Raw genomic sequence first — 24,555 nt, 5'->3', positions numbered from 1 at the left:
GCGACCGGGCGGCGCACCCCTTGCGTCCTACGCGGTCACGTGGCGGAGCAGGGCGTCGAGCGGGTCGGGCACGCGGTTGAGGTCCAGGTGCTCGACGAGCAGCCCGGCATACCGGGCCTTGCGTCCGGTGGTGGTGCCGAGGAACCGGTGCAGCTGGTTCACGACCGGACGGACGCGCTGGGCCGGCTGGCGCTGGAACCGCCGGAAGAGCGCGAGATCGCCGTTCGCCGCCAGCACCTCCTCCGTGGCGGCGGCGCCGAGCGCCCGGATGAGCTCGTCCTCGAGATCGGCCACGCAGAAGAAGAAGCCGGCGCGCGCCAGGTCCGACCTGGTGACCGGCACGCCGAGCCCCGCCGAGGCGAGCCCGCGCCGGACGAAGCGCTCCTCCCCGATGTCGAGCAACCCGGACGCCGGCACCCCCCATCGGCCCAGGGCCCTGAGGTGGTGGCCCACGTTGGTCGCCCCACCCATCGGAAGCACCAGCACGCCCTCGCCGGCCAGGTCCCGGCCGCGCCGGAGGGCGAGGCGCTCGACGGCCACCTGGTCGCTGACACCCTCGACGAGGGCGACGACGCGCGCGTCACGAACGCCGGTGAGCACCGGCGCCGGCTCGCGGTCGTCCTGAGCAGCTTCCTCGCGCACCATCACACCTCACCACCCGATGCCCGCCCCGGCCAGCGGCACCGACCGCGGGCCCGAGACGACGCAGGGTGGGAGGTCGTCGACCTCCCACCCTGCGCGGCGAACCGGAGACCGTCTCCGGGTCCGGGTTCAGGCGTCCCGGCGACGGAGCAGCACGGCCCCGGCGGCCAGGGTCACGACCGCGTAGGCGGCGACGACACCGACCCCCTCCCAGGGCGTGAGCAGCTCGTTGCCGCCCATGGCGCCGCTGACGCCGAGGAAGGCGAAGGAGGCGGGCAGCGGCAGCATGCTGGTGACGTCCTGGACCCAGTCGATGCTGATGAACTGCAGCACGCCCGGGAGGAGCAGGAGCAGCCCGAGGACCGCGGTGATCGAGCCGGCGGTGTGCCGCACCGCCGTGGCGATGCCGAGGGCCACGAGCGCCGTCACGACGAAGAAGTAGACCGTCCCGCCGAAGACCTGCCAGGTCTGGGCGTCGTCGAGGGCGGGGACGAGGCCGTGGTCGTCGAGGAACGGCCGGGCGAGGAGGTAGGACGCGGCGATGCTGACGATCGTGACCGCGACCGTGACGACGGTCAGCACGATGGCCTTGGCGGCGAGCACCGGAAGCCGGGTGGGCACCGCCGCCAGGGTCGACCGGACCATGCCGGTGGAGTACTCACCGGTCATGAGCAGGGCGCCGAGCACGGCGACCGTGACGATCCCGAGCTGGGACCCGGTGGTGACGAACTCGGCGCCGTGCGGGAGCGGGGCGTCGACGGGCCCGTCACCGACCATGTCGGCCAGGGACGCCGAGGCGGCGAGCGCGATGAGCGCCATGAGGGCGACGGTGATGGCGAGCGTCCACCAGGTCGAGCGCAGGGAGAGGAGCTTGATCCACTCCCCGCGCACGACGCCGGCGAAGCTGAGCTCGGCGTGCACGTCGCTGGTGGGACGTGGCCGGGCGCCTGCGCTCAGGAGGTCGGTTCCGGTGGTGGGCTGGGTGACGGTGGTGGTCATCTCGCGGCCTCCATGGCGGCGGGGGCGGTCTCGGAGCGGTACTCGACCGCGTCCTGGGTCAGGTTCATGTAGGCCTCCTCCAGGCTCGCGCGCCGGGGCGTGAGCTCGTGGAGGACGATGCCGTGGCGAGCGGCGGTCTCGCCGACCTCCTCGGCGCTGATGCCGCGGAGCTCGACGACACCGACCTCGGGGCTCGTGACGGCGGCGCCGTCGGCCTGGACGAGGGCGGCGAGGTCGGCAGCCTGCGGGGAGCGGACGCGGACGGCGGAGCCGGTGGCGCCGTCGATGACGTCCTGCACGGGCCCGGCCGTGATGATCCTGCCGCGGCCGATCACCAGGAGCTGGTCGGCGGTCTGCGCCATCTCGCTCATGAGGTGGGAGGAGAGGAAGACCGTGCGGCCCTCGGCGGCGAGCTGCCGCACGAGGGTCCGGACCCACACGACCCCCTCGGGGTCGAGCCCGTTGACCGGTTCGTCCAGGATGAGGGTCCGCGGGTCGCCGAGCATCGCGGAGGCGATGCCGAGCCGCTGGCCCATGCCCAGGGAGAACCCGCCCACGCGCTTCCCGGCGACGCCGGCCAGGCCGGTCATCTCGATGACCTCGTCCACGCGCCGCGTGGAGATGCCGTGGGTGGCGGCCATGGTGCGCAGGTGGGAGCGGGCGGAGCGCCCGGTGTGCACCGCCTTGGCGTCGAGAAGTGCGCCGACCTCGTTCAGCGGGGAGCGGTGCTGGCCGTAGGGCTTGCCGTTGACCGTCACGGTGCCGGCCGTCGGCCGGTCGAGCCCGACGATCATCCGCATCGTCGTGGACTTGCCGGCCCCGTTGGGGCCGAGGAACCCGGTGACGGTTCCGGGCTCGATGGTGAAGCTGATCTGGTCGACGGCGACCTTGTCGCCGTACCGCTTGGTGAGGTTCCGTGCCTCGATCATGGCCTGACTCTCTTGTCGTCTCGCCGGGGTGAGGACCTCCCGGTCCGTGCCGGGTGCCCTCGCGTTCGTGTCGCTGTCGAGTCAACCGCCCGGCAGGGGCGCGGCGGAATGAGGGAAAGCCCTGATCGGACCCTGGGATCTCACGGCCCGGCGTGGGGGTCGCACCCTGGTGGCACACCGCGGGACGACGAAGGCCCTGACCACGACGAAGGCCCTGACCACGACGAAGGCCCTGACCCGCACTCGCGGGTCAGGGCCTCACTGTGCGCCCGAAGGGACTCGAACCCCCAACCTTCTGATCCGTAGTCAGATGCTCTATCCATTGAGCTACGGGCGCATGGCCACTCGGGCCAAAGGAGACTTTAGCGTGCCCCGCCCGACGGTCCAAACGGTGACCGGGTGAGGCTCCTCACCGGCCCCGGCGCGCACGAGCGTCATGGTGGCCGCGTGCACGAGCGTCATGGTGGCGCCGATGTCCGGATCCCGGCGTCCCGGGAGCCCGACCGCGGCGCAGCGCCTACATTCCTTGCGTGCCCGACCTCATCATCACCGTGGAGGACCCCCGCTCCCCCGAGGTGCTCCAGATCCTCGACCGGCACCACACCTTCGCCCACAGCCAGAGCCCGCCGGAGGACGTCCACGCCCTCGACGTCGAGGGGCTCGCGGAACCGGGCGTGGAGCTCTTCGGCGCCCGGCAGGGCGGACTGCTGCTGGCGATCGGCGCCCTGAAGCGGCTCGGTCCCGACCACGCCGAGCTCAAGTCGGTCCACACGGCCGAGGAGGCCCGCGGTCAGGGGCTGGGCAGCGCCGTCGTCGCGCACCTCCTCGACGTGGCCCGCGCGCAGGGCTACACCCGCGTGAGCCTCGAGACGGGCCCGACGGAGGCGTTCGAGCCGGCGCGGCGCGTCTACGCCCGGGCCGGGTTCCGCCCGTGCGGGCCGTTCGGCGACTACCGCCCGAGTCCGCACAGTGCCTTCATGACGATCGAGCTCGGCTGATCGACGGGCGGCAGGCGACGTCGCCGCCGGACTGCCGCGTCCGGGCGCGCCGAGCGGCCGTCGGCACGAGATACCGACGGCCGCTCCGGCTCACGCCAGCCGCAGGGTGTCCCCGTCGCGGACGACGGGCAGCGGGTCGGCGATCTCCCCGACGAACGCGCCGTCCTCCTTGTCGCGGAAGCCGAGCAGCACCCAGTCGCCCGGCGTCCGCTCGACCAGCCGCGCGGCGTAGAGGCTCGGGTGGTCGAACGTCGTCGCCCGCGTGAGGTCCCACGGCCCGAGGAGCGACTCCCCCGGCACCACCCACATCCCGCCCGAGGGGGCCGAGGCGCGGCGCTCCTCGGACATCCGGTCCGGCCAGCAGCAGAAGAGCAGCACCGGCAGGCCGTCGACGACGGCGACCTGCGGGACCTCCATCTGCCCGAACCCCGCCGGGGTCGTCAGCGGCGGCTGGACCTCCCACGTCTCGAGGTCGGCGCTGCGGGCGTGACCGATGACGCTGCGGCCGTCGGGGTCGCCGTCGGGGACCCGCGCGGTGACGAGCATGTGCCAGCCGTCGCCGTCGGGATCGGGGAGGACCCAGGGGTCGCGCCAGGCCTCGTCGATCCACGCGTCGAGGTCCAGCTTCTCGTACCACCGCGGGTCCGCCTCGGTGATGGGCCCCGGCCGGCGGTGCCAGGTGATGAGGTCGTCGGAGACGGCGACCCCCACCCGCTGCACCAGCCCGCGGCCCTCCCGGTCGACCCCGGTGTAGAACATGCGCCAGGTGCCGTCGGGGGCCTGGACCACCGAGCCGGTCCAGGTGGCCTGGTCGTCCCAGGCGGGCGTGTCGGCGGCCACGAGCGCGTCCGGCAGGAGCTCCCAGGTGCGCAGGTCCGTCGAGCGGGCATGGCCGACGGAGGCGCGCAGGTGCCGCCGGTCGGGGTCGTGCAGCGCCCGCGAGGCCCGCAGGAAGAACAGGTGGTGGTGGGTGCCGTCGAAGGCGGGCCAGCTGTCCCACACCCAGTGGTCGGGCAGTCGCAGGCTCATCCCTTCACCCCGCTCGAGGCGATCGAGCTGACGAAGGCCCGCTGGAAGGCCAGGAACATGATCAGCACCGGCAGGGTGATGAGCGAGGTGTACGCCATGATCTCGCCCCAGGCGGGGTTGATCTGGAAGAAGTACTGCATGCCGACCATGACGGGCCTCAGCTCCTCCTGCTGGACCACCATGAGCGGCCACAGGTACTGGTTCCAGGCGGGCAGGAAGGTGAGGATGGCGACGGTGGCGAACGCCGGCCCGGCCAGCGGCACGATGATCCGCCGGTAGATGGTGAACCAGCCCGCACCGTCGATCCGGGCCGCCTCGTCCAGCGACTTCGGGATCGTGGAGAAGTACTGGGTGAACAGGAAGATCGAGAACGCGTTCGCGATGAACGGCACGATCTGCACGTGGTAGGAGTTCAGCCACCCGATGTCGTACATCGGCACCGCCCCCTCGAACACCAAGGTCGGCAGCTTCGAGACCCAGTAGACCATCGGGATCGCGATCGTCTCGAAGGGCACGATGAGGGTGGCGATGATGACCGTCAGGAGCACCTTCCGGCCGGACCACTCCAGCCTGGACAGCGCGAAGCCGGCCATGGAGTTGACCACGAGACCGAGGCCGACGATGAGCGTGGTGACGAGCACCGAGTTGAGGATGAACCGGGCGACGGGCACCCGGTCGAAGACGTCGACGTAGTTCTGGGTGGAGATGTCCCCCACCGGCAGGAAGGCCTGCGGGGAGTCGATGTCGGAGAGGATCTGCGCGTCCGGCTTGAGGCTCGAGACGAACATGAACACCAGCGGGAAGAGGAAGAACAGCGCGAGCAGGACCATCGGGATGTAGCCGATGACGAGGCGGCGGCGGTTCCGCCGCTGCGCGGCGTCGGCGGCGGCGCCGGACCGCTGCCGCGCGGTCTGGGTGGCGGGTGCGGTCATGGTCAGTCCTTCTCTCGGGTGAGGTACCGCTGCACCAGCGCGATGATCAGCACGATGACGAAGAAGATGAGCGAGATCGCGGCGCCGTAGCCGGTCTCCTGCCGGCGGTAGCCCTGCTGCACGGCGTGGTAGACCAGGGTCGTCGTGGCGTCGCGGGGGCCGCCCTGGGTCATGACGTCGATCTGGACGAACAGCCCGAGCGCGGCGATGGTGATGGTGACGAGGATGAAGACCATCGTCGAGCGCAGGCCCGGCCACGTCACCGACGTGAACTGCTGCCAGGCGTTGGCGCCGTCCATCCGGGCCGCCTCGTAGAGCTCGCCGGGGATCGTCTGGAGTCCGGAGAGCCAGATGATCATGTGGAAGCCCACGGCCTGCCAGATCGAGAGCACGATGATCGCGCCGAGCGCGGTGTCGGTGTTGCCCAGCCAGTCGGTGCCCTGGAAGGCGCCGAAGGTGAGGGTGTCGATCATCGAGTTCACGAGGCCGTTCTCCTGGTACATGAACTCCCAGAGGATCGAGATGACCACGATCGAGGTGACGACAGGGACGAAGAAGATGACGCGGAACCACGTGACGCCGCGCAGCTTCTGGTTCACGAGGATCGCCATCACCAGGCCCAGGCCGGCCTGGACCGGCACGACGACGGCGGCGAAGAGGAACGTGTTGAGGAGGGACCTCATGAAGGTCGGGTCGTTGGTGAAGGCGCGGACGAAGTTGTCCAGACCGACGAACCGCGGCGGGTTCGGCGAGATGAGCCGGGCGTTGGTGAAGGACAGGCCGAACGCGAGGAGGACCGGGACGATGAGGAAGAGGACGAGGAGGATGGTGGCCGGTGCCACCATCGCGTAGGCGGAGCGGCTGCCCTCGCGCGAGGCACGCGCGTTGCGGCGCACCTTCCTCGACGTGCGGGGCTCGGCGTGCGGTGAGACCTGCTGGGTGGGGACGGTCATGGTGCACATCCGTTCCGGCGGGCGTGGGGGCGGCGCACCCTGGGTGCGTCGTCGCAGCGGGCTGCGCCGCCCCGGCCGCCGTTCAGGACGGTCGGCTCAGAAGCCGTACCCGTCGTTGGACTCGATGTTGGCGTCGATCTCCTGGACCGCCTGGTCGAGCGTGGACTGGACGTCGGCGCCGTTCATGATGTCCTTCGCGGCGCGCTCGAAGACGCTGGAGATCACCGGGTACGCAGGTGTCGGGGGGCGCTCGAGCGCGTACCGCTGCGAGAGCTCGACGAAGGGCTGGAGCGGGTCGCCCTCACCGAAGTTCTCCGACAGCTCCTCGGCCTCGGCCATCGCCGGGATGACCACCTGCTTGTCGGCGAACTCGGCGATGTACTCGGGCTTGAAGCTGAACTCGAGGTACTCGCGGGCGCCGTCGGCGGCGTCACACTCGGCCGAGATCCCCCACTGCCAGGAGGCACCGCCGATGACCGGGCCGTTGCCCAGGTCCGGCGGCGGCAGGATGAGCAGGTCGTCGCCGACGGCGTCCAGGGAGTCCATCGCGTTCCAGACACCCGTGTAGCTGAGCGCGACCTCGTCGTTGTTGAACTCCTCGTTGCCGATCTCGCCCGAGTCCGAGGCGAGGCCCTGGTCGAACAGACCCTGGAACCAGGTGAAGAACTCCACGGCCTCCGGTCCGTTGAGCGCCCCGTCGGCGGTGAGCATGGTGTCGCGGTCGATGAGGTCGCCACCGGCGCTCTGGAGCATGGGCGAGTACGCGTAGGACCACCACTCGCCGGTGTCCTCGGCACCGATGTCCAGCGGCGTCTCGTAGCCCGCGCCCTGGAGCGTGGTCAGCGCCTCGTCGAACTCCTCCTGGGTCCAGGGCTCCTCGAAGGTCGGGACGCGGATCCCGTTCTCGTCGAGCACCGACTGCCGGGCGAAGACGGCGAGCGCCGCGTCCCAGTAGCCCGCGGAGTAGATCTCGTCCTGGTAGCGCCCGACCGCCGTCGGCAGGAGGGCGTCGGTCACCGCCGGGTCGAGCCCGAGCGGCTGGATGTAGCCCGCCCACGCCCAGTTCGGGACGATCGGGCCGTCCATGTCGAGCAGGCACGGCAGGTCGCCCGACGCCGCGGCGGCGACGATCGCGTCGTTGTAGGCGCCCTGCGGGAAGGACTCCATGACGACCTCGTACTCGTCCTGGGAGTCGTTGAAGTCGGCGACGATCTTCTCGTAGACCTCCAGCTCGGCCGGGTTCCCGGCGGAGTGCGTCCACATGGTCAGCTCGGTGGTCTCGCCGTCGCCGCCACCGCCGCCACCGCCGTCGGACTCACCGGCCCGTCCGCACGCGGTGAGCACGATCCCGAGGGCCGCCGTGGTGGCTACCATCGCCGTGAAGGACTTGCGTCGCATCGTGATTCCTTTCCTGGGGACCCGACGGGCAAGGTCGGACCCCCGGCTCGGTGGCCGTCGGTCGACGGCCACAGGGTGTTTCACGTCCGTCGTCGGCCGGGCTCCTTCTGCTCGGCCGGCGGCGGACCTACCGACTCCCTCGTGATGAGAGGGCACGGCATCAACGTCACGCCCTGGTCGGGCGGCGCCTCGCGCGACCCGAGCAGCACCTCCACCGCCCACCGCCCCATGTCGTAGTGCGGCAGGGCGACGGTGGTCAGCGGCGGGTCGAGCTCGGCGGCGATGAGCTGCTGGTCGTCGTAGCCGACGACCGACAGGTCGGTGGGGATCTCCAGGCCGTGGCGCCGGGCCGCCGAGTACGCGCCCATCGCCATGCGGTCGTTGAAGCAGAACAGGGCGGTGGGGCGGCGCCCGGGAGGCAGCTCGAGCACCCGGCCGGCCGCGTCCCGGGCGCCGACGGCGTCCGCCGAGCCCTTGACGTGGAGCGCGGGGTCGGGGTCGATCCCGGCCGCCGCCAGGACGGCGAGGTAGCCCTCGCGCCGCAGGCCCGAGGCGAGCGGCTCGGGGTCCTCGTCGATGTCGACGTACGCGATCCGCCGGTGCCCGGCGTCGACGAGCGCCTGGACGGCCGCCTCGGCACCCCGTCGGTCGTCCGGCACGACGGCGGGATAGCCCGCCCGGTCGGGCCGCCCGTCCAGGACGACCGAGCCCGGCGGCATCCCCTGCGGCACCTCGACGTCGCGGTGCCACATGCAGGCGTAGATCAGCCCGTCGACCTGCTGGTCGCGCAGGGCGGCCACCGCGTCACGCTCGAGGGACCGCTCGGCCCCGGTGCTCACGAGGAAGACGAGGTGCCCGTGGGCCCGCGCGCCGTCCTGGACCGCCTCGATCATCCGGACGGCGTACGGGGTGGTGGCGATCTGGTCGGAGATGAGGCCGATGGTGCGGGTGGTGCGGGTGCGCAGGCTCCGGGCCACGGAGTTCGGTGAGTACCCGATGTCCGACGCCGCCCGGCGCACCCGGTCCTGGGTGCTGGCCGGGATCCTCGTCGCGGCGCGGTCGTTGAGGACGAGGGAGACGGTGGCCGGGGAGACGCCCGCCTCCCGGGCGACGTCCCGGATACCGACTCGCTTCGTCATGATCAGCCTCCCCGTCGAGGTTGGTCCTGCCGTGGTGTTAAATCGTTTGAGCAGTGGTGGGAGTCTTGCGCCCCGGCCGCGACCGTGTCAAGGGCCGTTGCGAAGTCGTGACCTGACGAGATGTGGACCACTACGCCCGGAAACCGGGCTCGCGTTCCGCTCTCGTCCCGCTCTGGCGCCGGCTGCCCGTCCGCGCCCTGAGGGAGCAGTGGGGACTGTCCACCACCGCCGCAGGCATGCCCCTCGGCCGCGGGCCGGTCCGTTCGGCCCGAGCGGCAGCCGGGCGCCCGAACGCCTATTCTCACGATCGTGCCGACGTACCCGACGCCCCGCGCGTCCTCCGCCGCCCGACCCGTGCGCGCACCCGGGAGCCCCTGGTGAGCGGGGGCCTCGTCGCCCTGCTCGACGACGTGGCCGCCCTGGCCAGGATCGCGGCAGCATCCGTCGACGACATCGGGGCCGCCGCGGGTCGGGCGAGCATGAAGGCCGCCGGCGTCGTCATCGACGACACCGCGGTGACGCCGCGGTACGTGCACGGCTTCGCGGCCAAGCGCGAGCTGCCGATGATCAAGAAGATCGCCATCGGCTCGGTCCGCAACAAGCTGCTGTTCATCCTCCCGGCCATCCTGCTGCTGAGCCAGTTCATCCCGTGGCTGCTCACGCCGATCCTCATGCTCGGCGGTCTCTACCTCTCCTACGAGGGCGCGGAGAAGATCTACGAGCTCGTCACCGGCAAGCACAAGGAGGAGAAGCAGGAGGCCGAGCCGGCCGCCGTCGTCGGGCCCGAGGAGGAGAAGTCGATGGTCAGCGGAGCGATCCGCACCGACTTCATCCTCTCCGCGGAGATCATGGTCATCTCGCTCAACGAGGTGGCCGACGAGCCGTTCGTCTCCCGCGCACTCATCCTCGTCGTCGTCGCGCTCGGCATCACCGCGCTGGTCTACGGCGTCGTCGCACTCATCGTGAAGATGGACGACATCGGGCTGCACCTGGCTGAGCGGGAGTCCGCGTTCTCCCAGCGTCTGGGTCGCTTCCTCGTCAAGGCGATGCCTAAGCTCCTCGCGATCCTCTCCACCGTGGGCCTCGTCGCCATGCTCTGGGTGGGCGGGCACATCCTCCTCGTGGGTACGGACGAGCTGGGCTGGCACGGCCCCTACGGGCTGGTCCACCAGCTCGAGGAGGCCGCGGCCCATGCCCTGCCTGCGGTCGGCGCGTTCGTGGGCTGGCTCGTCAACACGCTCGGCTCGGCGATCTTCGGCCTCGCCGCCGGCGCGCTCGTCGTCGCGGTCATGCACGTCATCCCGCGGAAGAAGAAGGCCGGGGCGCACCACTGACGCCGCCATCCCTGGCGGGCGGCCCGGCCACCACCAGCCTTACGCTCGGTGCGTCGTCCTACGAGGAAGGGGTCCGGTGAGCGAGCCGCAGCCTCTCATCGCCGGTCGCTATCGCCCCGTCCGGGTGATCGCCACCGGCGGGATGGGCGTGGTCTGGGAGGCGTGGGACGAGCGCCTCGAGCGGACGGTCGCGATCAAGCAGCTGCACACCGCGCTCGGCCTCCCCGAGGCCGAGGCCGAGCTCGCGAAGAGCCGGGCGATGCGCGAGGCGCGGATCACCGCGCGCCTGCACCACCCGCACGCGGTCCCCGTCTTCGACGCCGTCGAGCACGAGGGCCGGCCCTGTCTCATCATGCCGTTCCTGCCGTCGACACCGCTCTCGACCGTCCTGCGCGAGCGCGGGCCCCTGCCGGCCACCGACGTCGCACGGCTCGGCACGCAGGTCGCCGCCGCCCTTGCCGCCGCCCACGGGCTGGGGATCGTCCACCGCGACGTCAAGCCCGGGAACATCCTCATCACCGACGACGGCGCCGCGCACATCAGCGACTTCGGGATCTCGCACGCCATGGGCGACCCCACCCTCACCGCGACCGGGATGGTCCACGGCACCCCCGCCTTCCTCGCCCCGGAGGTGGCCCGCGGCGGGGACGCCACCTTCGCGTCCGACGTCTTCTCCCTCGGCGCCACGCTCTACGCGGCGCTCGAGGGCCGGCCGCCGTTCGGCGCCGAGCCGAACTCCATCGCCCTGCTGCACAAGGTCGCGGCGGCGGAGGTCGAGCCACCGACCCGCGCCGGCCCGCTCACCCCCTTCCTGCTCCGGATGCTCTCGGCGGAGACGGCGGAGCGGCCCACGATGGAAGCCGTCGCCGCGCACCTCTCGGCGACCGCGGCCGTGCCCACCGAGGAGCAGGTGGCGCGGGAGGAGCGGGCCGCGCCGGAGGAGCCGAAGCCGGCGGTCGTCCCGGTGCCCGCGGACGTCCCGGTGACGCACCCCGCGACACCCGAGGAGCCGGTGACCGACGAGGTGCCTGCAGCCGCACCGGCCGCCGAGCCGCCCGCACCGCCCGCCGGCCGTCCGGACCAGCACCGTCCCGCCTCCAGGCCCCCCGCGCACGCCCGCACACCGTCCGTCCCACCGGTCACCAGCGCCACGGCCGGTGACCCGCCGCGCCGACGCCTGCTCGGCGTGCTGGCCGCCGCCGCCGTCGTGGTCGCCCTGGTGTGGGTCGTCGCGGCGATGCTGACGGGGCCCGACCCGGGCACCACCGCCGAGCCCGGCCCGATGACGTCCAGCGCACCGTCCGCCGAGCCGACCGGCGAGGCGACGGCCGCTCCGGAGGAGTCACCCGCCCCGACCGAGCCCGCCACGACACCGCCGCCCAGCCCCGCACCGACGACGCCGGAGCCCGAGCCCGAACCGGCGCCGGCCGAGGAGGAGCCCGCCCCGGCCGAGGAGCCCGCCCCGGACCGGGCGACGCAGCTGGCCTCCGCGGTGGTCGACTACTACGCGCTCATGCCGGGCGACACCGACGCCGCCTGGCCGCGCATGACCGCCGACTACCAGTCGGGCCACGCCGGGGGACGCGAGAGCTACGAGGCCTTCTGGGCCGACATCGAGGACGTCGCGGTGACGGACGTCCAGGGCCTGCCCCCGGACCAGGCAGAGGCGACCCTGACCTACCGGTTCGACGACGGCCGCGTCGTCGTGGAGCGGACCGCCTACCGTCTGGCGGAGGAGGACGGGTTGCTGAAGATCGCCGCCTCGACCGTGCTGAGCAGCACCGGCGCCTGAGAGGTGCGCGAGCCGGGACCGCGCGGGTGGGATCTCCGAGCGGCCGCACCAGCCCTCGACGCGACCGGGCCGCAACGAGCAGCCTCAGCGGTGCCGTCCCACCGGGACCACCTCCGGCGCGTGCGACCCGCCGAGGACCAGGACGTCTGCGCCGGGGTATCCCTCGACGGCGGTCACGAGGTCCGTCAGGGACCAGGCCGCGGCGGCGTCGTCGTCGAGGCGCGGCCACAGCTCCACCCGGGCCCCGGTGCGCCGGGCGAGCTCGCGGGCGAGGTGGTCGTCCGCGGGACCGACGAGCACCACCGACCGCGGACCGGCCGGCAGCTCCGGCGTCGGCGGGACGAGCTCGCGGTCCTGGCGGAACACCGACCCGTGGTAGGCCGAGACCGCGGCGGCCGCGACGAGAACCCCGAGGGCGTAGCGCATGTCGCGCGCCGTGGCGCCGGAGAGCTCGCCGGCCAGCAGGTCCTCGAGCAGGAGGTAGACCGCCACGATGAGGGCCACGACGGCGGCCACCCCGGCGATGCCGAAGAGCAGCACGAGGTAGGTGCGACGGGTGCGGGACGCCACCTCCGTCGTCGGGCTCGCGACGACGGCCCGCCCGATCCCCCGCCAGAAGCCCCACCACAGCGGCACGCCGACCACGAGCAGGGTGACGGCACCGAGGAGGGTGTTGCGCACCGTGACGCCGACGTCGACGCCCGGGGTGAGGGACTCGACGGCGGCCACGACGACCATGCCGACGCCGGTCGCGGCCGCGAGGAGTCCGATGCCGGCCACGAGGTACTCGTAGATCCGCCGGACCTCGGTGCGGACGACCCTCGTCTCGCCGAGCACCGCGCGGTGGTACCACCACACGACGGCGCCGCCCACGACGGCGCCCACCGCTGTCGGGGCGCCGGCGAAGTGGTCGAGCGCGGACGGGGCCCGCACGTCCCCGAGGAACCACACGAGCACGTCCCAGAGCAGGACGCTCGCGCCGACGACGGCGACCACGAGCCCGCCGCCCACACCGACGGGCAGGACGAGCAGCAGCCACGGGACGCCGCGCGGGCCCCGTGCGGCGTTCAGCACCCAGTACTGCACCCACACGACGGCGCCGACGAGGAACGTCGCGGCGGCCGTGCCCAGCCGGGCGGTCCCGCCCAGGACCGGCTCGGCGCGGACGAGCAGGTCGAGGGCCGCGGCCAGGAGCAGCACGAAACCTGCCAGCGCGGTGCCCAGGCCGGCGGCGGAGCCCAGGAGCAGGTGGCCCGTGTTGCGGTCGCGGCTGAGCGTGCGCTCGGCCAGCCACCAGTGCACGAGCCACAGCCCGCCCCACACGAGGACGGCGACGGCCGCACCGGCCGAGCCCGGCCGCGCCTGCAGCGCGACGGCCACGGCGGCCTGCGTCTGGACCATGGCGACGGCGAGGGCGGTCAGCGCGGTGAGGGTCAGGTACGACGCGTACGTGGTCGACGCCGTCTCCCCCGGGTCGCGCAGATGGCGACGCCGCGTCCACCACGCCAGCGCAGCAGCGAGAGGGCCGCCGACCACGGTGAAGGCCAGAGCGCGGGCGAGCGCCGCCTCGTCGTCGGGGTCGCCGTCGCCGACCAGGTGCCCGAGGAGGTCGGACACACCGGTCGCCGTGACGAGCACCAGCGCGCACAGCAGCGCGTACTGGAAGAAGCGGCGCACCCCGCGCGCGTCCGGGGCGCCCGGTCCACCGTGACGACGTGATGCGTTCACCACGAGGTAGACGAGCCCGACGGTGATGAGCAGCGGGATGAACGACAGCGCGATGCCCACGGTTACCACCCCTTCTCGCAGAACACCGGCCACGGGTCGCCGGTGAGGAGCCAGCCGTCCCCGTCGGCGGTGAGGTCGTAGGACTGCCGGTGCGTCCAGTCGTCCGGGACGAGTCCGCCGGTGCGTTCGACGACGTCGACGACGACGTGGGCCTCGTCGCCCTCCGTGCTGGTGCTGACCACGTCGACGCGTGCGCCGGGCGGGAGGTAGGCCTCGAACGGCGGCTCGCAGCCCAGGCCCGGGTCGAGGTGGTCGGCCGCGGCGTCCTGGTCGCCGTCGAAGATCGCGGTGAGGAAGAGCTGGACGGTTCCCTCGGGGGTGGTCGGGTCGAGCTCCGGGCGCTCCCGCGCACCGGAGACCACCGCCGCGACCACCGCCAGGGTGACCACGAGACCCGCCACCACGGCCAGCACCGTGTTCGGGCGCGCGCTCATGGGGTCATCGTCTGCCCGTGCCGCGCCGTTGACCAGGGGTCTTGGTCCCTGCGGCGCCGCCTTGGGTCAGGCAGCCGCGGTGTCCCGGCCGTCCCACCAGTCCAGCACCCGGGTGGCGTGGAGCGTCAGCCACGGCGAGGGCTCGCCGACGGGGACGTCGATGTCGAACCACACCCGGCCGGCGTGGCGGCGCTCCTGGACCCAGGTGCCGTCGCGTCGGCGGGCTGCGCGGATCAGCGCGATCGCGTCGGCGAGGCGGCGGTCCGGCTCGCGCCCGTCGAGCAGGGCCGCCTGCCGGAAGTACTCCGCGGCGTGGAGCACGCTGAAGACCCACCGGAACGGGTAGGCGTAGTGGTTCACCCAGTCGGCCACCGGCTCGCCCGTGCTCAGGCGTCGGATGAGGCCGCGCCGCAGCAGGTACTCCTCGCCGCCGTGGCGGGCCGCCCGGCTCGCCTCCGTCCCGCCCGTGCTGGCGTCGTACGCGAGGAGGCCCTTGAGCGTGTTGAGGGTGGAGTGGAACGACGAGCGGGTCGAGTCCTCGATCCACTCGCAGTTCCAGCCGCCGTCGGTGAGCCGGTGCTCGACGAGCCAGTCGGCGATGCCGCGCACGTCGGCCCCAGCCAGACGCCGTTCGCGAGCGTGAAGCCGTTGATGCAGCAGTCGACCTCACCGCCCCAGTACGGGAGGTTCTCGTACTCCCACCGGCTGTTCTCGGCGAGGAGCTCGGCCGTCCGCCGCGCGCGCAGCGGGGCGGGGTCCAGGCCCCACTCCCGCAGGGTGTTGAGCGTCCACGTCGTCGCCGTCCAGGGCTGGCCGGCCCCCTCCGCGGCCTCGGGGCCCTGAAAGTCGAAGTCGGCGGGGAAGTACGCGCCACCGGCCCACTGCCCGTCGGGGTCCTGCTCGGCGAGGAGGCGGGCACCGAACCCCTCGGTCGCGATCCGGGCCCGGGTGGCCTGCCACACCTCGGGCGGCTCGCCGAGGAGGTCGCGCTCGACCTGCCAGCGCAGGGCGGGGTCGGTGTCCAGCAGCCAGGGGACGAGCGCGGCGTCGACCACGACGTCGACGGTAGCGGGGGCACATCCGGGCGTCGAGTGTCGGGTGTCACCCGGGAGCGCGGGCCCGTGCTGCCGCTACGCGTGACGCCAGGCCCCGCTCCGGGCCCCCCCGTCCGGAGGTGCGGCCGTAGCCCTGACCAGGGCGACCAGCGCGACGACCGCGCCGATGACGCTGCCGCCGATCGCCAGGCCCAGGAGGATGCGGGCGACGAGGCCCCAGTCGAAGGCGCTGCCCGCGAAGTCGAACGGGAAGACCTGCCAGATCCGCACCGTCACGACGATCGAGACCGTGGTGGTGATCAGGTCGCCGAGGGCCCTCAGCCATCGCGGGTCGCTGACGATGTACACCAGGTTCACGGCCAGGGTGAGCAGGATCGAGGCGTTCACCAGGCCCAGGACCTGCCGGGTGTCGGCGGTGAGGAAGGGCAGCACCTCCCAGCCCGGCCATCCGTTCACGGCCACGAGCAGGGCCGCGTTGACCACCACCGAGACGACGTACCCGGCACGGCGAGCCCCTCGTGACGGACGGGCTCGGGTTGCAGCTGCCATGGTGACCTCCGGGTTCCAGGAGCCGACCTCCACGCTAGGTGGGCGGCCTCCCGGACGACCAGGTCCGAAGGTCCGCGACCAGCGCGGCGACGCATCGCGGACCCACCCGACGCCGGCCCGGACCGGCGGCGACCACCGGCGCCCACGTCCCGCCCGATGTGGAGCGCCCTGTCGGGTACCCGGAGCGGTCCGGGGCTCGCAGGCCAGGTCAGACCTCGGGACCACGCTCCGTCGGCGGATATGCCGCGAGCATGTCGTCCTCGCGCGCGAAGAAGGCCACGTCCCGGTACGTCGACCGGATTCGTGTCACGTCAGCCTCGCGTCGCTCGACCGGCTCGACGTCGTCGAGGTGCACGGGCTGCCCGGGGGCACCGGGGCCGCGCACATCGAACGCCGGCTCTGCCGGCAGGAGCAGCGCAAGGATGCGGGCCTTCTCGGCGCGGAAGCCCGCGGTCCCCAGCACCACCCGCCCGTACCCCTCGACGACTCCAGAAAGCCGGCGGTGCGCCGTGTACGGGTCCTGCTGGTAGTACGCGTAGAACCCACAGGTGCACCCCCCGAGGCCGTGCCCGGTGCCGATCTCGCGCGAGGATGACGTCCTCACGACGATCCGTCCGTCGGGTCGACGCTCGACGACGCCACCATCGCGGCGGCACCGCGCCAGATTCTCCCCCGGGTGCCAGACCTGGGTGTGGAAGACACCGGTGAGGTGACCGTCAGCCCTCACCCCGAAGGACCGCCGTCCTCGGACCGAGCCCAGCACGAGGGCGGGGCCGCCGAACTCATCGGCCTCCATCGTCAGGCCGGGATCTCCTCGGGCGAGGGCTCCGGGACCGGAATCTCCCTCGGTATCGGCTCGAGCTCGATCTCCTCCTCCTCCTCGCCGATGTCTCCGAGGCGGTGGTCGATGGTCATGGCGCTCTCCTCCTCGAGGCCGCACGGCGCGTCCTCGCACCGTGCGGGGTGCCCCCACACTTCACCCCGCAGGTCGATCATCCGACCGGCAGGGCGATCCGGCAAGTGTGGACCGACGGGCTGCCGCCTCTCCGCCCGGAGAGGCGCGGCGGGCCGTCAGCTGCGGTCCCGGACCGGTCGGACGGTCCCCGCGGCTCAGGCCCGATGACCAGACTGGACGCACGTACCACATACTGCTCGCCCTAAGTAACTAGGTGCCGCGGATCGGGACCTCAGTCCCCTGTACGCCCGTTCAGGACGCGATTCACTTCTGTGCATCGGGTTCTCAAGGATGAGACGAAGGGCTGACGAGGATGACGTTGAACACCACCGTGACGCTGCAGGAGTACGGCGTCGCGTCGGAGGTAGGCCCCCTGCGCCAGGTGATCCTTCACCGGCCGGGGCGGGAGATGTCCAGGCTCACGCCGTCCAACAAGGACGAGCTGCTCTTCGACGACGTCCTCTGGGTCGCCCAGGCGCAGGTCGAGCACGACCGGTTCGCCGACGTCCTGCGGGGCCGGGGGGTCCAGGTGCTCTACCTCGAGGAGCTCCTCGCCGAGACGCTGGAGAACCTCGGCGCCCGCCGCTTCGTCCTCGACCACGTCGTCGACGAGCGGGTGTACGGGCTCGGCGCCATCGACGCCCTCCGCAACCACGCCGACAACCTCGACAGCGCCACCCTCGCGAGCGTGCTGGTCGCCGGCATCACCAAGCGCGAGCTCCTCGACCAGATCGTCGAGCCCGACTCCGTCGCCCTCGGCACGATGACCCTCGACGACTTCGTCCTCGCCCCGCTGCCCAACCACCTGTTCACGCGGGACACGTCCTGCTGGATCTACGACGGTGTCGCCGTCAACTCCATGCGCAAGACGGCCCGCATGCGCGAGACGGTCAACTACGAGGCGATCTACCGCTGGCACCCGAGGTTCGCGTACTCCGGGCACCACGTCTGGTCCGGCGGGACCGCGGAGGGGGTCGCGACCGTCGAGGGCGGCGACGTCCTGGTGATCGGCAACGGAGCGGTGCTCGTCGGGCTGAGCGAGCGTACGTCCCCACAGGGCGTCGAGCGGCTCGCCGCCCGGCTGTTCGCCGAGGGCTCCGCGGACACCGTCATCGCCCTCCAGATGCCCAAGGCGCGCGCGTTCATGCACCTGGACACCGTCATGACCATGGTCGACCAGGAGTCGTTCACCCAGTACGCCGGGCTCGGCATGCTCCCCTCGCTCACCATCCGGCCCGGGCGGACCCCCAAGGAGCTGTCCGTCACCACGAACCCTGCGGACGACATGTACCGGGTGATCGCCGGCGCCCTCGGCCTGGACCGGATCCGGATCCTCACCACCCCGCAGGACTCCCTGGCCGCCGAGCGCGAGCAGTGGGACGACGCCTGCAACACCCTCGCCATCGCGCCCGGCGTCGTCGTCGGGTACGAGCGCAACACCACCACCAACGCCTACCTGCGGGCGAACGGCATCGAGGTCCTCGAGGTCCCCGGTACCGAGCTCGGACGCGGACGTGGAGGTCCGCGCTGCATGAGCTGCCCCACCGTCCGAGAGGAGATTTGACATGTCACAGGTACAGACCACGGGGGTCGCCAACCCCGACCGCACCACGGCTCCGGGGCAGGTCCGGATGCCCCACCGCCTCCACGGGCGCAGCTTCCTCAAGGAGCTGGACCTCACCCCCGACGAGTGGCGCTCCCTCCTCGACCTCGCCGCCGTGCTCAAGGCCGAGAAGAGGGCCGGCACCGAGGTGGCGCACCTCGCCGGCAAGAACATCGCGCTCATCTTCGAGAAGACCTCCACACGCACCCGCTGCTCCTTCGAGGTCGCCGCCTTCGACCAGGGCGCGCACGTGACCTACCTCGACCCGGCCGGCTCCCAGATGGGCCACAAGGAGTCCGTCGCGGACACCGCCCGGGTCCTCGGCCGCTTCTACGACGGCATCGAGTACCGCGGCAAGAGCCAGGAGGCCGTGGAGGTCCTGGCCGAGAAGTCCGGCGTCCCGGTGTGGAACGGCCTGACCGACGAGTGGCACCCCACCCAGATGCTCGCCGACCAGCTCACCATGCGCGAGCACAGCGGCAAGGCCGACGGCGAGATCGCCTTCGCCTACCTCGGCGACGCACGCAACAACGTCGGCAACTCGCTGCTCATCTCCGGCGCCATGCTGGGCATGGACGTGCGCATGGTCGCCCCGATAGAGCTCCAGAACGCCCCCGAGGTCGTCGCCACCGCCACGGAGATCGCCGCCGCCACGGGCGCCCGGATCACCATCACCGACGACGTCGCCGCCGGCGTGCGCGGCGTGGACTTCGTCTACACCGACGTCTGGGTCTCCATGGGCGAGCCCAAGGAGGTGTGGGACGAGCGCATCGCCCTGCTCAAGGACTACCAGGTCAACGCCGCCCTCATGGCGGCCACCGGCAACCCGGAGGTGAAGTTCCTCCACTGCCTGCCGGCCTTCCACGACCGGGGCACCAAGGTCGGGGAGGACATCTTCCAGAAGACCGGGATGACCGCCCTCGAGGTGACCGACGAGGTGTTCGAGTCCCCCGCCTCGGTCGTGTTCGACCAGGCCGAGAACCGGATGCACACCATCAAGGCCGTCATGGTCGCCACCCTGGGGAGCTGATCATGCGCATCGTCGTCGCACTGGGCGGGAACGCCCTCCTCGAGCGAGGCCAGATCGCCGACGCCCGCGCGCAGCAGGCCAACGTCGAACGCGCCGTCAGGGCCCTCGCGCCGCTCGCCGAGAACCACGAGCTGGTCCTCACCCACGGCAACGGCCCCCAGGTCGGCGTCCTCGCCCTCCAGTCGGCCAACGACACGACCCTGACCGAGCCGTACCCCTTCGACACCCTCGGCGCCATGACGCAGGGAATGATCGGCTACTGGATGCTGCAGTCGCTGCAGAACAACCTTCCCGGGCGGCACGTCGCCTCGATCGTGAACCAGACGCTCGTCCTGGCCGGTGACCCCGCCTTCGACAACCCGACCAAGTTCGTCGGTCAGGTGTACGACGAGGAGCAGGCGAGACAGCTGGCCGAGGAACGCGGCTGGGTGATGAAGCCGGACGGCAAGTACTTCCGGCGCGTCGTCGGCTCCCCGAAGCCCCAGCGGATCGTCGAGACCCGGATCATCCGGACCCTCATCGAGTCCGGCGCCGTCGTCGTCTGCGCCGGCGGCGGCGGGATCCCCGTCATCCGCGACGAGCGCGGCCTGCGCAAGGGGGTCGAGGCCGTCATCGACAAGGACCTCACGGCCGCAGTCCTCGCCGAGGCGATCGAGGCCGACTTCCTCATGATCCTCACCGACGTCCCGGCGGTGCTCGACGGCTACGGAACTCCCGAGCAGGTCGAGATCCCCCGCGCGACCCCCTCGTTCATGCGCAAGAAGGGCTTCGCGGCCGGCTCGATGGGGCCGAAGGTCGAGGCGGCCTGCCGATTCGTCGAGCTCACGGGCGAGACGGCCGCCATCGGCCGTCTCGAGGATGCCGCACGGATCATCTCCGGCGACGCCGGGACGATCGTCACCCCGGGCGGGAACTACGGCGGACCGGACGACATTCGGCCGCCGCTGCCCGAGCCCGTCGAGACGGCGATGATCCGCCGCGCATGAGCCGAGCCACCCGGGACGAGGTGATGCGACCCCCGAGGTGCCGCACACGGCTTCGCCCAGCAGTCCCCCGCCGCCACCGCGGCGGGTAGCCAGACGGACCCGCCCACAGGGGCGGGAGCGGTGCGCCCGTCGCACCGGACCGAGAAGAGGTGCGCGACGCCGCGCACCGGATACGAGGAGTGAGTCCTGAGATGCCAAAGATCGTCAACTCGTGGAACGACTTCGACCCGCTCAAGCACGCGATCGTGGGGCGCGCCGACTTCAGCATGATCCCGCCGGAGGAGCCGGCCACCTCCGAGAAGGTGCCGGTGGACTCCGAGATGCGCGGGATGTGGGGTCCGCGGCCCACCGAGACCGTCGAGAGAGCCAACGAGCAGCTCGACAACTACGTCAAGGTGCTCGAGCAGCACGGCGTGAAGGCCGACCGGCCCACCCCGCTGCAGTGGAACCAGCACATCCAGACGCCGGACTTCCGCAACGACTCGATGATGACCGCGATGCCGCCCCGCGACATCCTGCTCACGATCGGCAACGAGATCATGGCCTCGGCGAACTCGTTCCGGTGCCGGTACTTCGAGTACCTGGCCTACTGGCCCCTGATGAACGAGTACTTCGAGAACGACCCGGAGTTCAAGTGGTCGCAGGCCCCCCGGCCGCGCCTGACGGACAAGTCCTACAAGCACAACTACTACGACGAGAAGATCTCCCTCGAGGACCGGCTCGTCCGCACCGCCAACAAGGACTTCGTCACCACCGAGGTCGAGCCCATGTGGGACGCGGCGGACGTCATGCGGGTGGGCAAGGACCTGTTCATCCAGCACGGCCTGACGACCAACCGCAAGGCCATGGAGTGGTTCAAGAGGTACTACCCCGACCTGCGGGTGCACTCGGTGAACTTCCCCGGGGACCCCTACCCGATCCACATCGACGCGACGTTCGTGCCGCTGCGGCCGGGCCTCATCATCAACAACCCGCACCGTCCCCTCCCCGTGGAGCAACGGGCGATCTTCGAGGCCAACGACTGGCAGATCGTCGAGGCCGCCAAGCCGGCCCACGACGGCCCGCCGCCGCTGTGCTACTCCTCGGTCTGGCTGTCGATGAACTGCCTGGTCCTGGACCACAAGACCGTCGTGGTCGAGGAGTCCGAGGTCTACCAGGCCGAGCAGATGGACAAGCTCGGGATGAACGTCATCCCCGTACCGTTCCGCGACGCCTACCCCTTCGGCGGCGGTCTGCACTGCGCAACAGCGGACGTCTACCGCGAGGGCGGCATGGAGGACTACTTCCCGAACCAGGTCGAGGACCCCACCCTCGTCTGACCTGCTCCGAGGCGCGGCGGCCGGCCGTCACTGTGCCGACCGGCCGCCGCGCCTCAGGGCTCTGGTCCCGCTCCCGCGGGACCGCGACACCCCACCATGGAAGAGCCCGCTGCGCGGGCCGTCCGGCGGCACCCGACCCCGCGCCGTCGAGCATCGAAAGGTCACGGACCTGTTATGACCACCCAGACCGTCGCCCCCGTGTCGGGGCACCTCATGAACAAGAAGCTCGGCTTCACCGCGATGCTCCTCTCCGCGACGGGCATGGGCTTCGTCGGGACATTCGGGCGGCTCTCCACGCCGATCGACCCCACCACCGGCGTCCGATACATCACCGGTGACTTCCTCGCCTTCGGGCGCATGACCGTGGGCGCCCTCGGCATGCTCGTCATCGTCGTCATCCTCAAGAAGATGCCCGACCTTCGGCGGACGAGGCTTTCCCCGGCCGTCATCGCCGGAGGCCTGAGCATCGGCATGTCGCTGGCGTTCTACGTGTCCGCGACGCTCATGACAACGATCGCCAACGCCGTCTTCCTCATCTACACCGGTCCGCTCTTCTCGGCGATCCTCGCGTGGATCTTCCTCAAGGAGAGGATCGACCTCAAGAACGCACTGTTCCTGCTCCTGGTGTTCCTCGGCATGATCATGACGATCGGACTTGTCAGCTGGACGCTGGGCGAGGGACTGGTCGTCGGCCTGGACCTGAGCGCCGACCCGGAGATGCCGAACAAGACGCTCGGCGACGTCTTCGGCCTCGCCTCCGGGCTCTTCTACGGGCTCGCGCTCTTCTTCTACCGCTACCGCGGCGACATGGGCTCCGAGGTGCGGTCGCTCTGGAACTTCACGTTCGGAGCGGTCGGTGCCATCGCCGTGATGATCTTCCGGATGAACACCCTGGACCCCACCAACCCGCTCGAGGTGATGACGCCGACGAACTGGGCGTGGGCGGTCGGGATGTTCCTCTTCTGCGGCCTGTTCGCCATCGGCCTTCTCCCGGTCGCGGGTAAGCACCTCATGGCGGTCGAGCTCTCCACCGTGTCGTACTGGGAGTGCGTCGTCGGGATCATCCTCGGCGCGGTCGTCTGGTCCGAGACCATGACGGCGATCGGCGCCCTCGGTGGCGTGCTCATCATCGTCGGCGGGATGGGGCCCATGCTGGTCGAGCTCGTCATGAAGCCACGCCGATCCGGGGGCCTCTCGGCAGCCGCTCCCTCACTCCCCGAGCGCTGACCACGCCGGCCATGAACATCCGAGAGGCTGGCTCCACGAGCGTCGACACCGGGGCAGCGTCCGTCTCCGGCAGCGACGACAGCGTCCCGGGCGCCGGAGGCGCGAGGCTCGGCAACGGCTGTTCCCTCGCCCCGCCGACCTGCCCCGACCGAGCCGCTCAGGAGATCTGCGCGGAGCGCAGCGCCCTCCGCCGCGCCGCCGGGGCCAGCTTCATCGGCAACTTCGTCGAGTGGTTCGACTACGCCTCGTACGGCTTCCTCGCCACGGTCATCGCGCGCGTTTTCTTCCCGGAGACGGACAGCACGACGGCGCTGCTCGCCACGTTCGCCGTCTTCGCGGTCTCGTTCGTCATGCGTCCGATCGGTGGGATCTTCTGGGGCAGCCTGGGGGACCGCAAGGGGCGGAGGTGGGCGCTGTCCTGGTCGATCCTCCTGATGTCGGGGGCGACGTTCCTCATAGCACTGCTCCCCGGCTACGCCACGATCGGCCTTGCGGCCCCGGTGCTGCTGCTCCTGCTGCGCATGGTCCAGGGCTTCTCCGCCTCTGGCGAGTACGCAGGTGCAGCCGCCTTCCTCGCCGAGTACGCCCCGGCCGGGCGGCGGGGCCTGTACACCTGCTTCGTTCCGGCCAGCACGGCGACCGGGCTGCTCGCGGGATCGCTGTTCGTGACGCTGCTGCACGCCACCACCTCCGACGCCGCGCTCGACTCGTGGGGCTGGCGCATCCCGTTCCTCCTGGCCGGACCGCTGGGCCTAGTCGGCCGGTACATCCGGGTCCACCTCGAGGACTCGCCCAAGTATCGCGAGATGGCGGCGAGCGCCGACCGGCAGACGACGAGGTGTGCGCCAGTGACGGAGGTCTTGCGCCGGCACCGGGGCAAGGTCGCCATCGCCTTCGGCGTGACGTGCCTCAACGCGGTGGCCTTCTACCTGCTGCTCAGCTACATGCCGACCTACCTCGTCACCGAGCTGGGCATGCGCGAGGACCTGTCGTTCCTCGCCTCGACGATCTCGTTGACCGTCTACATCGCGGCCGTCTTCGCGATGGGGCACCTCTCCGACCGGTTCGGCCGGCGGCGCATGCTGATCCTCGCGTGCGTGCTCTTCATCGTCCTGACGGTCCCGCTCTTCACGCTGCTGCAGGGAGTCAACCTCGCAGTCGTGATCGCGGTGGAGATCGCTTTCGGGGTCATGCTCACCGCAAACGACGGCACCCTCGCCACCTTCCTGGCGGAGATCTTCCCGACCCGCGTGCGTTACAGCGGCTTCGCCCTGAGCTTCAACGCGGCGAACGCGCTGTTCGGCGGGACGGCGCCGTTCGTCGCCACCTGGCTCATCCAGGTGACCGGCTCCGCAGCGGCCCCTGCCTGGTACCTCACCGCCGCAGCGGTCCTCGCCCTCGGGGCGATGATCGCGAGCCGGGAGACCGCGTTCACCGAACTCGCGAACGACTGAGGGCCCAACC

21 protein-coding genes, 1 tRNA gene and 1 pseudogene are annotated in these 24,555 nt (G+C 71.5%); 9 read left to right on the top strand and 14 right to left on the bottom strand.

Going from position 1 to position 24,555, the window contains the following annotated elements; genetic code table 11:
• Positions 1 to 27 precede the first annotated feature (27 nt).
• The 4 genes from AAEM63_RS01580 to AAEM63_RS01565 form a co-directional block, all read right to left on the bottom strand.
• Entirely contained in the window at positions 28 to 645 is a 618-nt protein-coding gene (locus AAEM63_RS01580) for a TOPRIM nucleotidyl transferase/hydrolase domain-containing protein (protein WP_341359980.1), read from the bottom strand.
• A 126-nt stretch (positions 646 to 771) separates the two neighbouring features.
• A complete protein-coding gene (locus tag AAEM63_RS01575) occupies positions 772 to 1,641 on the bottom strand; it encodes an ABC transporter permease subunit (protein WP_341359979.1) in 870 nt (289 codons plus the stop codon).
• Entirely contained in the window at positions 1,638 to 2,570 is a 933-nt protein-coding gene (locus AAEM63_RS01570; RefSeq protein WP_341359978.1) for an ATP-binding cassette domain-containing protein, read from the bottom strand. The genes AAEM63_RS01575 and AAEM63_RS01570 overlap by 4 nt, the downstream gene beginning before the upstream one ends.
• Before the next feature lie 264 nt (positions 2,571 to 2,834).
• Positions 2,835 to 2,907: transfer RNA gene (locus tag AAEM63_RS01565), tRNA-Arg, on the bottom strand.
• A gap of 193 nt (positions 2,908 to 3,100) precedes the next feature.
• On the opposite strand from AAEM63_RS01565, the gene AAEM63_RS01560 reads away from it, so the two are divergent.
• On the top strand, positions 3,101 to 3,568 hold the full coding sequence (locus AAEM63_RS01560) for a GNAT family N-acetyltransferase (RefSeq protein ID WP_341359977.1): 468 nt from the start codon (positions 3,101 to 3,103) through the stop codon (positions 3,566 to 3,568).
• A gap of 90 nt (positions 3,569 to 3,658) precedes the next feature.
• Here the strand turns inward: AAEM63_RS01560 and AAEM63_RS01555 are convergent, their stop codons facing one another.
• From AAEM63_RS01555 to AAEM63_RS01535, 5 genes are all read right to left on the bottom strand, one after another.
• Positions 3,659 to 4,597 carry a glycosyl hydrolase family 32 gene (locus AAEM63_RS01555; RefSeq protein ID WP_341359976.1) on the bottom strand — a complete coding sequence of 313 codons (939 nt, stop codon included), beginning with the start codon at positions 4,595 to 4,597 and terminating at the stop codon, positions 3,659 to 3,661.
• Positions 4,594 to 5,529, bottom strand: coding sequence for a carbohydrate ABC transporter permease (locus tag AAEM63_RS01550; protein WP_341359975.1), 936 nt, complete (start codon positions 5,527 to 5,529; stop codon positions 4,594 to 4,596). Before AAEM63_RS01550 ends, AAEM63_RS01555 begins: the two co-directional genes overlap by 4 nt.
• Positions 5,530 to 5,531: 2 nt before the next feature.
• Entirely contained in the window at positions 5,532 to 6,482 is a 951-nt protein-coding gene (locus AAEM63_RS01545) for a sugar ABC transporter permease (protein ID WP_341359974.1), read from the bottom strand.
• Between the two features lie 96 nt (positions 6,483 to 6,578).
• Positions 6,579 to 7,880, bottom strand: a complete 1,302-nt coding sequence (locus AAEM63_RS01540; protein WP_341359973.1) for an extracellular solute-binding protein — start codon at positions 7,878 to 7,880, stop codon at positions 6,579 to 6,581.
• A gap of 80 nt (positions 7,881 to 7,960) precedes the next feature.
• Positions 7,961 to 9,019, bottom strand: coding sequence for a LacI family DNA-binding transcriptional regulator (locus AAEM63_RS01535; RefSeq protein WP_341359972.1), 1,059 nt, complete (start codon positions 9,017 to 9,019; stop codon positions 7,961 to 7,963).
• 377 nt (positions 9,020 to 9,396) lie between these two features.
• On the opposite strand from AAEM63_RS01535, the gene AAEM63_RS01530 reads away from it, so the two are divergent.
• A complete protein-coding gene (locus AAEM63_RS01530) occupies positions 9,397 to 10,353 on the top strand; it encodes a DUF808 domain-containing protein (protein ID WP_341359971.1) in 957 nt (318 codons plus the stop codon).
• A 76-nt stretch (positions 10,354 to 10,429) separates the two neighbouring features.
• On the top strand, positions 10,430 to 12,145 hold the full coding sequence (locus AAEM63_RS01525) for a serine/threonine-protein kinase (protein WP_341359970.1): 1,716 nt from the start codon (positions 10,430 to 10,432) through the stop codon (positions 12,143 to 12,145).
• Between the two features lie 84 nt (positions 12,146 to 12,229).
• Here AAEM63_RS01525 and AAEM63_RS01520 read toward each other — a convergent pair whose 3' ends face one another.
• From AAEM63_RS01520 to AAEM63_RS01500, 5 genes and pseudogenes are all read right to left on the bottom strand, one after another.
• Entirely contained in the window at positions 12,230 to 13,933 is a 1,704-nt protein-coding gene (locus tag AAEM63_RS01520; RefSeq protein WP_341359969.1) for a DUF5671 domain-containing protein, read from the bottom strand.
• Positions 13,934 to 13,935: 2 nt separating this feature from the next.
• Entirely contained in the window at positions 13,936 to 14,367 is a 432-nt protein-coding gene (locus tag AAEM63_RS01515; protein ID WP_341359968.1) for a hypothetical protein, read from the bottom strand.
• Positions 14,368 to 14,433: 66 nt separating this feature from the next.
• A pseudogene (locus AAEM63_RS01510) lies at positions 14,434 to 15,422 on the bottom strand (squalene cyclase).
• A 75-nt stretch (positions 15,423 to 15,497) separates the two neighbouring features.
• Positions 15,498 to 15,971 (bottom strand): hypothetical protein, encoded by a 474-nt coding sequence (locus tag AAEM63_RS01505; RefSeq protein WP_341359967.1) that lies wholly within the window; start codon positions 15,969 to 15,971, stop codon positions 15,498 to 15,500.
• Positions 15,972 to 16,179: 208 nt separating this feature from the next.
• The gene (locus AAEM63_RS01500) at positions 16,180 to 16,767 is read right to left on the bottom strand and encodes a hypothetical protein (protein WP_341359966.1); all 588 of its coding nucleotides are present in this window, start codon (positions 16,765 to 16,767) and stop codon (positions 16,180 to 16,182) included.
• A 496-nt stretch (positions 16,768 to 17,263) separates the two neighbouring features.
• Here AAEM63_RS01500 and AAEM63_RS01495 point away from each other — a divergent pair, with 496 nt between their 5' ends.
• The 6 genes from AAEM63_RS01495 to AAEM63_RS01470 all read left to right on the top strand — a co-directional run bounded on the left by AAEM63_RS01495 (position 17,264) and on the right by AAEM63_RS01470 (position 24,545).
• On the top strand, positions 17,264 to 18,490 hold the full coding sequence (locus tag AAEM63_RS01495; RefSeq protein WP_341361284.1) for an arginine deiminase: 1,227 nt from the start codon (positions 17,264 to 17,266) through the stop codon (positions 18,488 to 18,490).
• 67 nt (positions 18,491 to 18,557) lie between these two features.
• The gene (argF, locus tag AAEM63_RS01490) at positions 18,558 to 19,559 is read left to right on the top strand and encodes an ornithine carbamoyltransferase (RefSeq protein ID WP_341361283.1); all 1,002 of its coding nucleotides are present in this window, start codon (positions 18,558 to 18,560) and stop codon (positions 19,557 to 19,559) included.
• A 2-nt stretch (positions 19,560 to 19,561) separates the two neighbouring features.
• The gene (gene arcC, locus AAEM63_RS01485; RefSeq protein WP_341359965.1) at positions 19,562 to 20,545 is read left to right on the top strand and encodes a carbamate kinase; all 984 of its coding nucleotides are present in this window, start codon (positions 19,562 to 19,564) and stop codon (positions 20,543 to 20,545) included.
• Between the two features lie 191 nt (positions 20,546 to 20,736).
• Positions 20,737 to 21,864: a serine/threonine protein kinase gene (locus AAEM63_RS01480; RefSeq protein WP_341359964.1), complete on the top strand. Its 1,128-nt coding sequence runs from the start codon at positions 20,737 to 20,739 to the stop codon at positions 21,862 to 21,864.
• A 174-nt stretch (positions 21,865 to 22,038) separates the two neighbouring features.
• Entirely contained in the window at positions 22,039 to 23,091 is a 1,053-nt protein-coding gene (locus AAEM63_RS01475; RefSeq protein WP_341359963.1) for a DMT family transporter, read from the top strand.
• An 11-nt stretch (positions 23,092 to 23,102) separates the two neighbouring features.
• Positions 23,103 to 24,545 (top strand): MFS transporter, encoded by a 1,443-nt coding sequence (locus tag AAEM63_RS01470; protein ID WP_341359962.1) that lies wholly within the window; start codon positions 23,103 to 23,105, stop codon positions 24,543 to 24,545.
• Positions 24,546 to 24,555 lie beyond the last annotated feature (10 nt).

It is taken from the genome of Georgenia sp. M64, assembly GCF_038049925.1.
In the GTDB taxonomy this organism is placed as follows: domain Bacteria; phylum Actinomycetota; class Actinomycetes; order Actinomycetales; family Actinomycetaceae; genus Georgenia.
The sequence above is the reverse complement of the archived record's forward strand: the minus strand, read 5'-3'. Positions and strand labels throughout refer to the sequence as shown.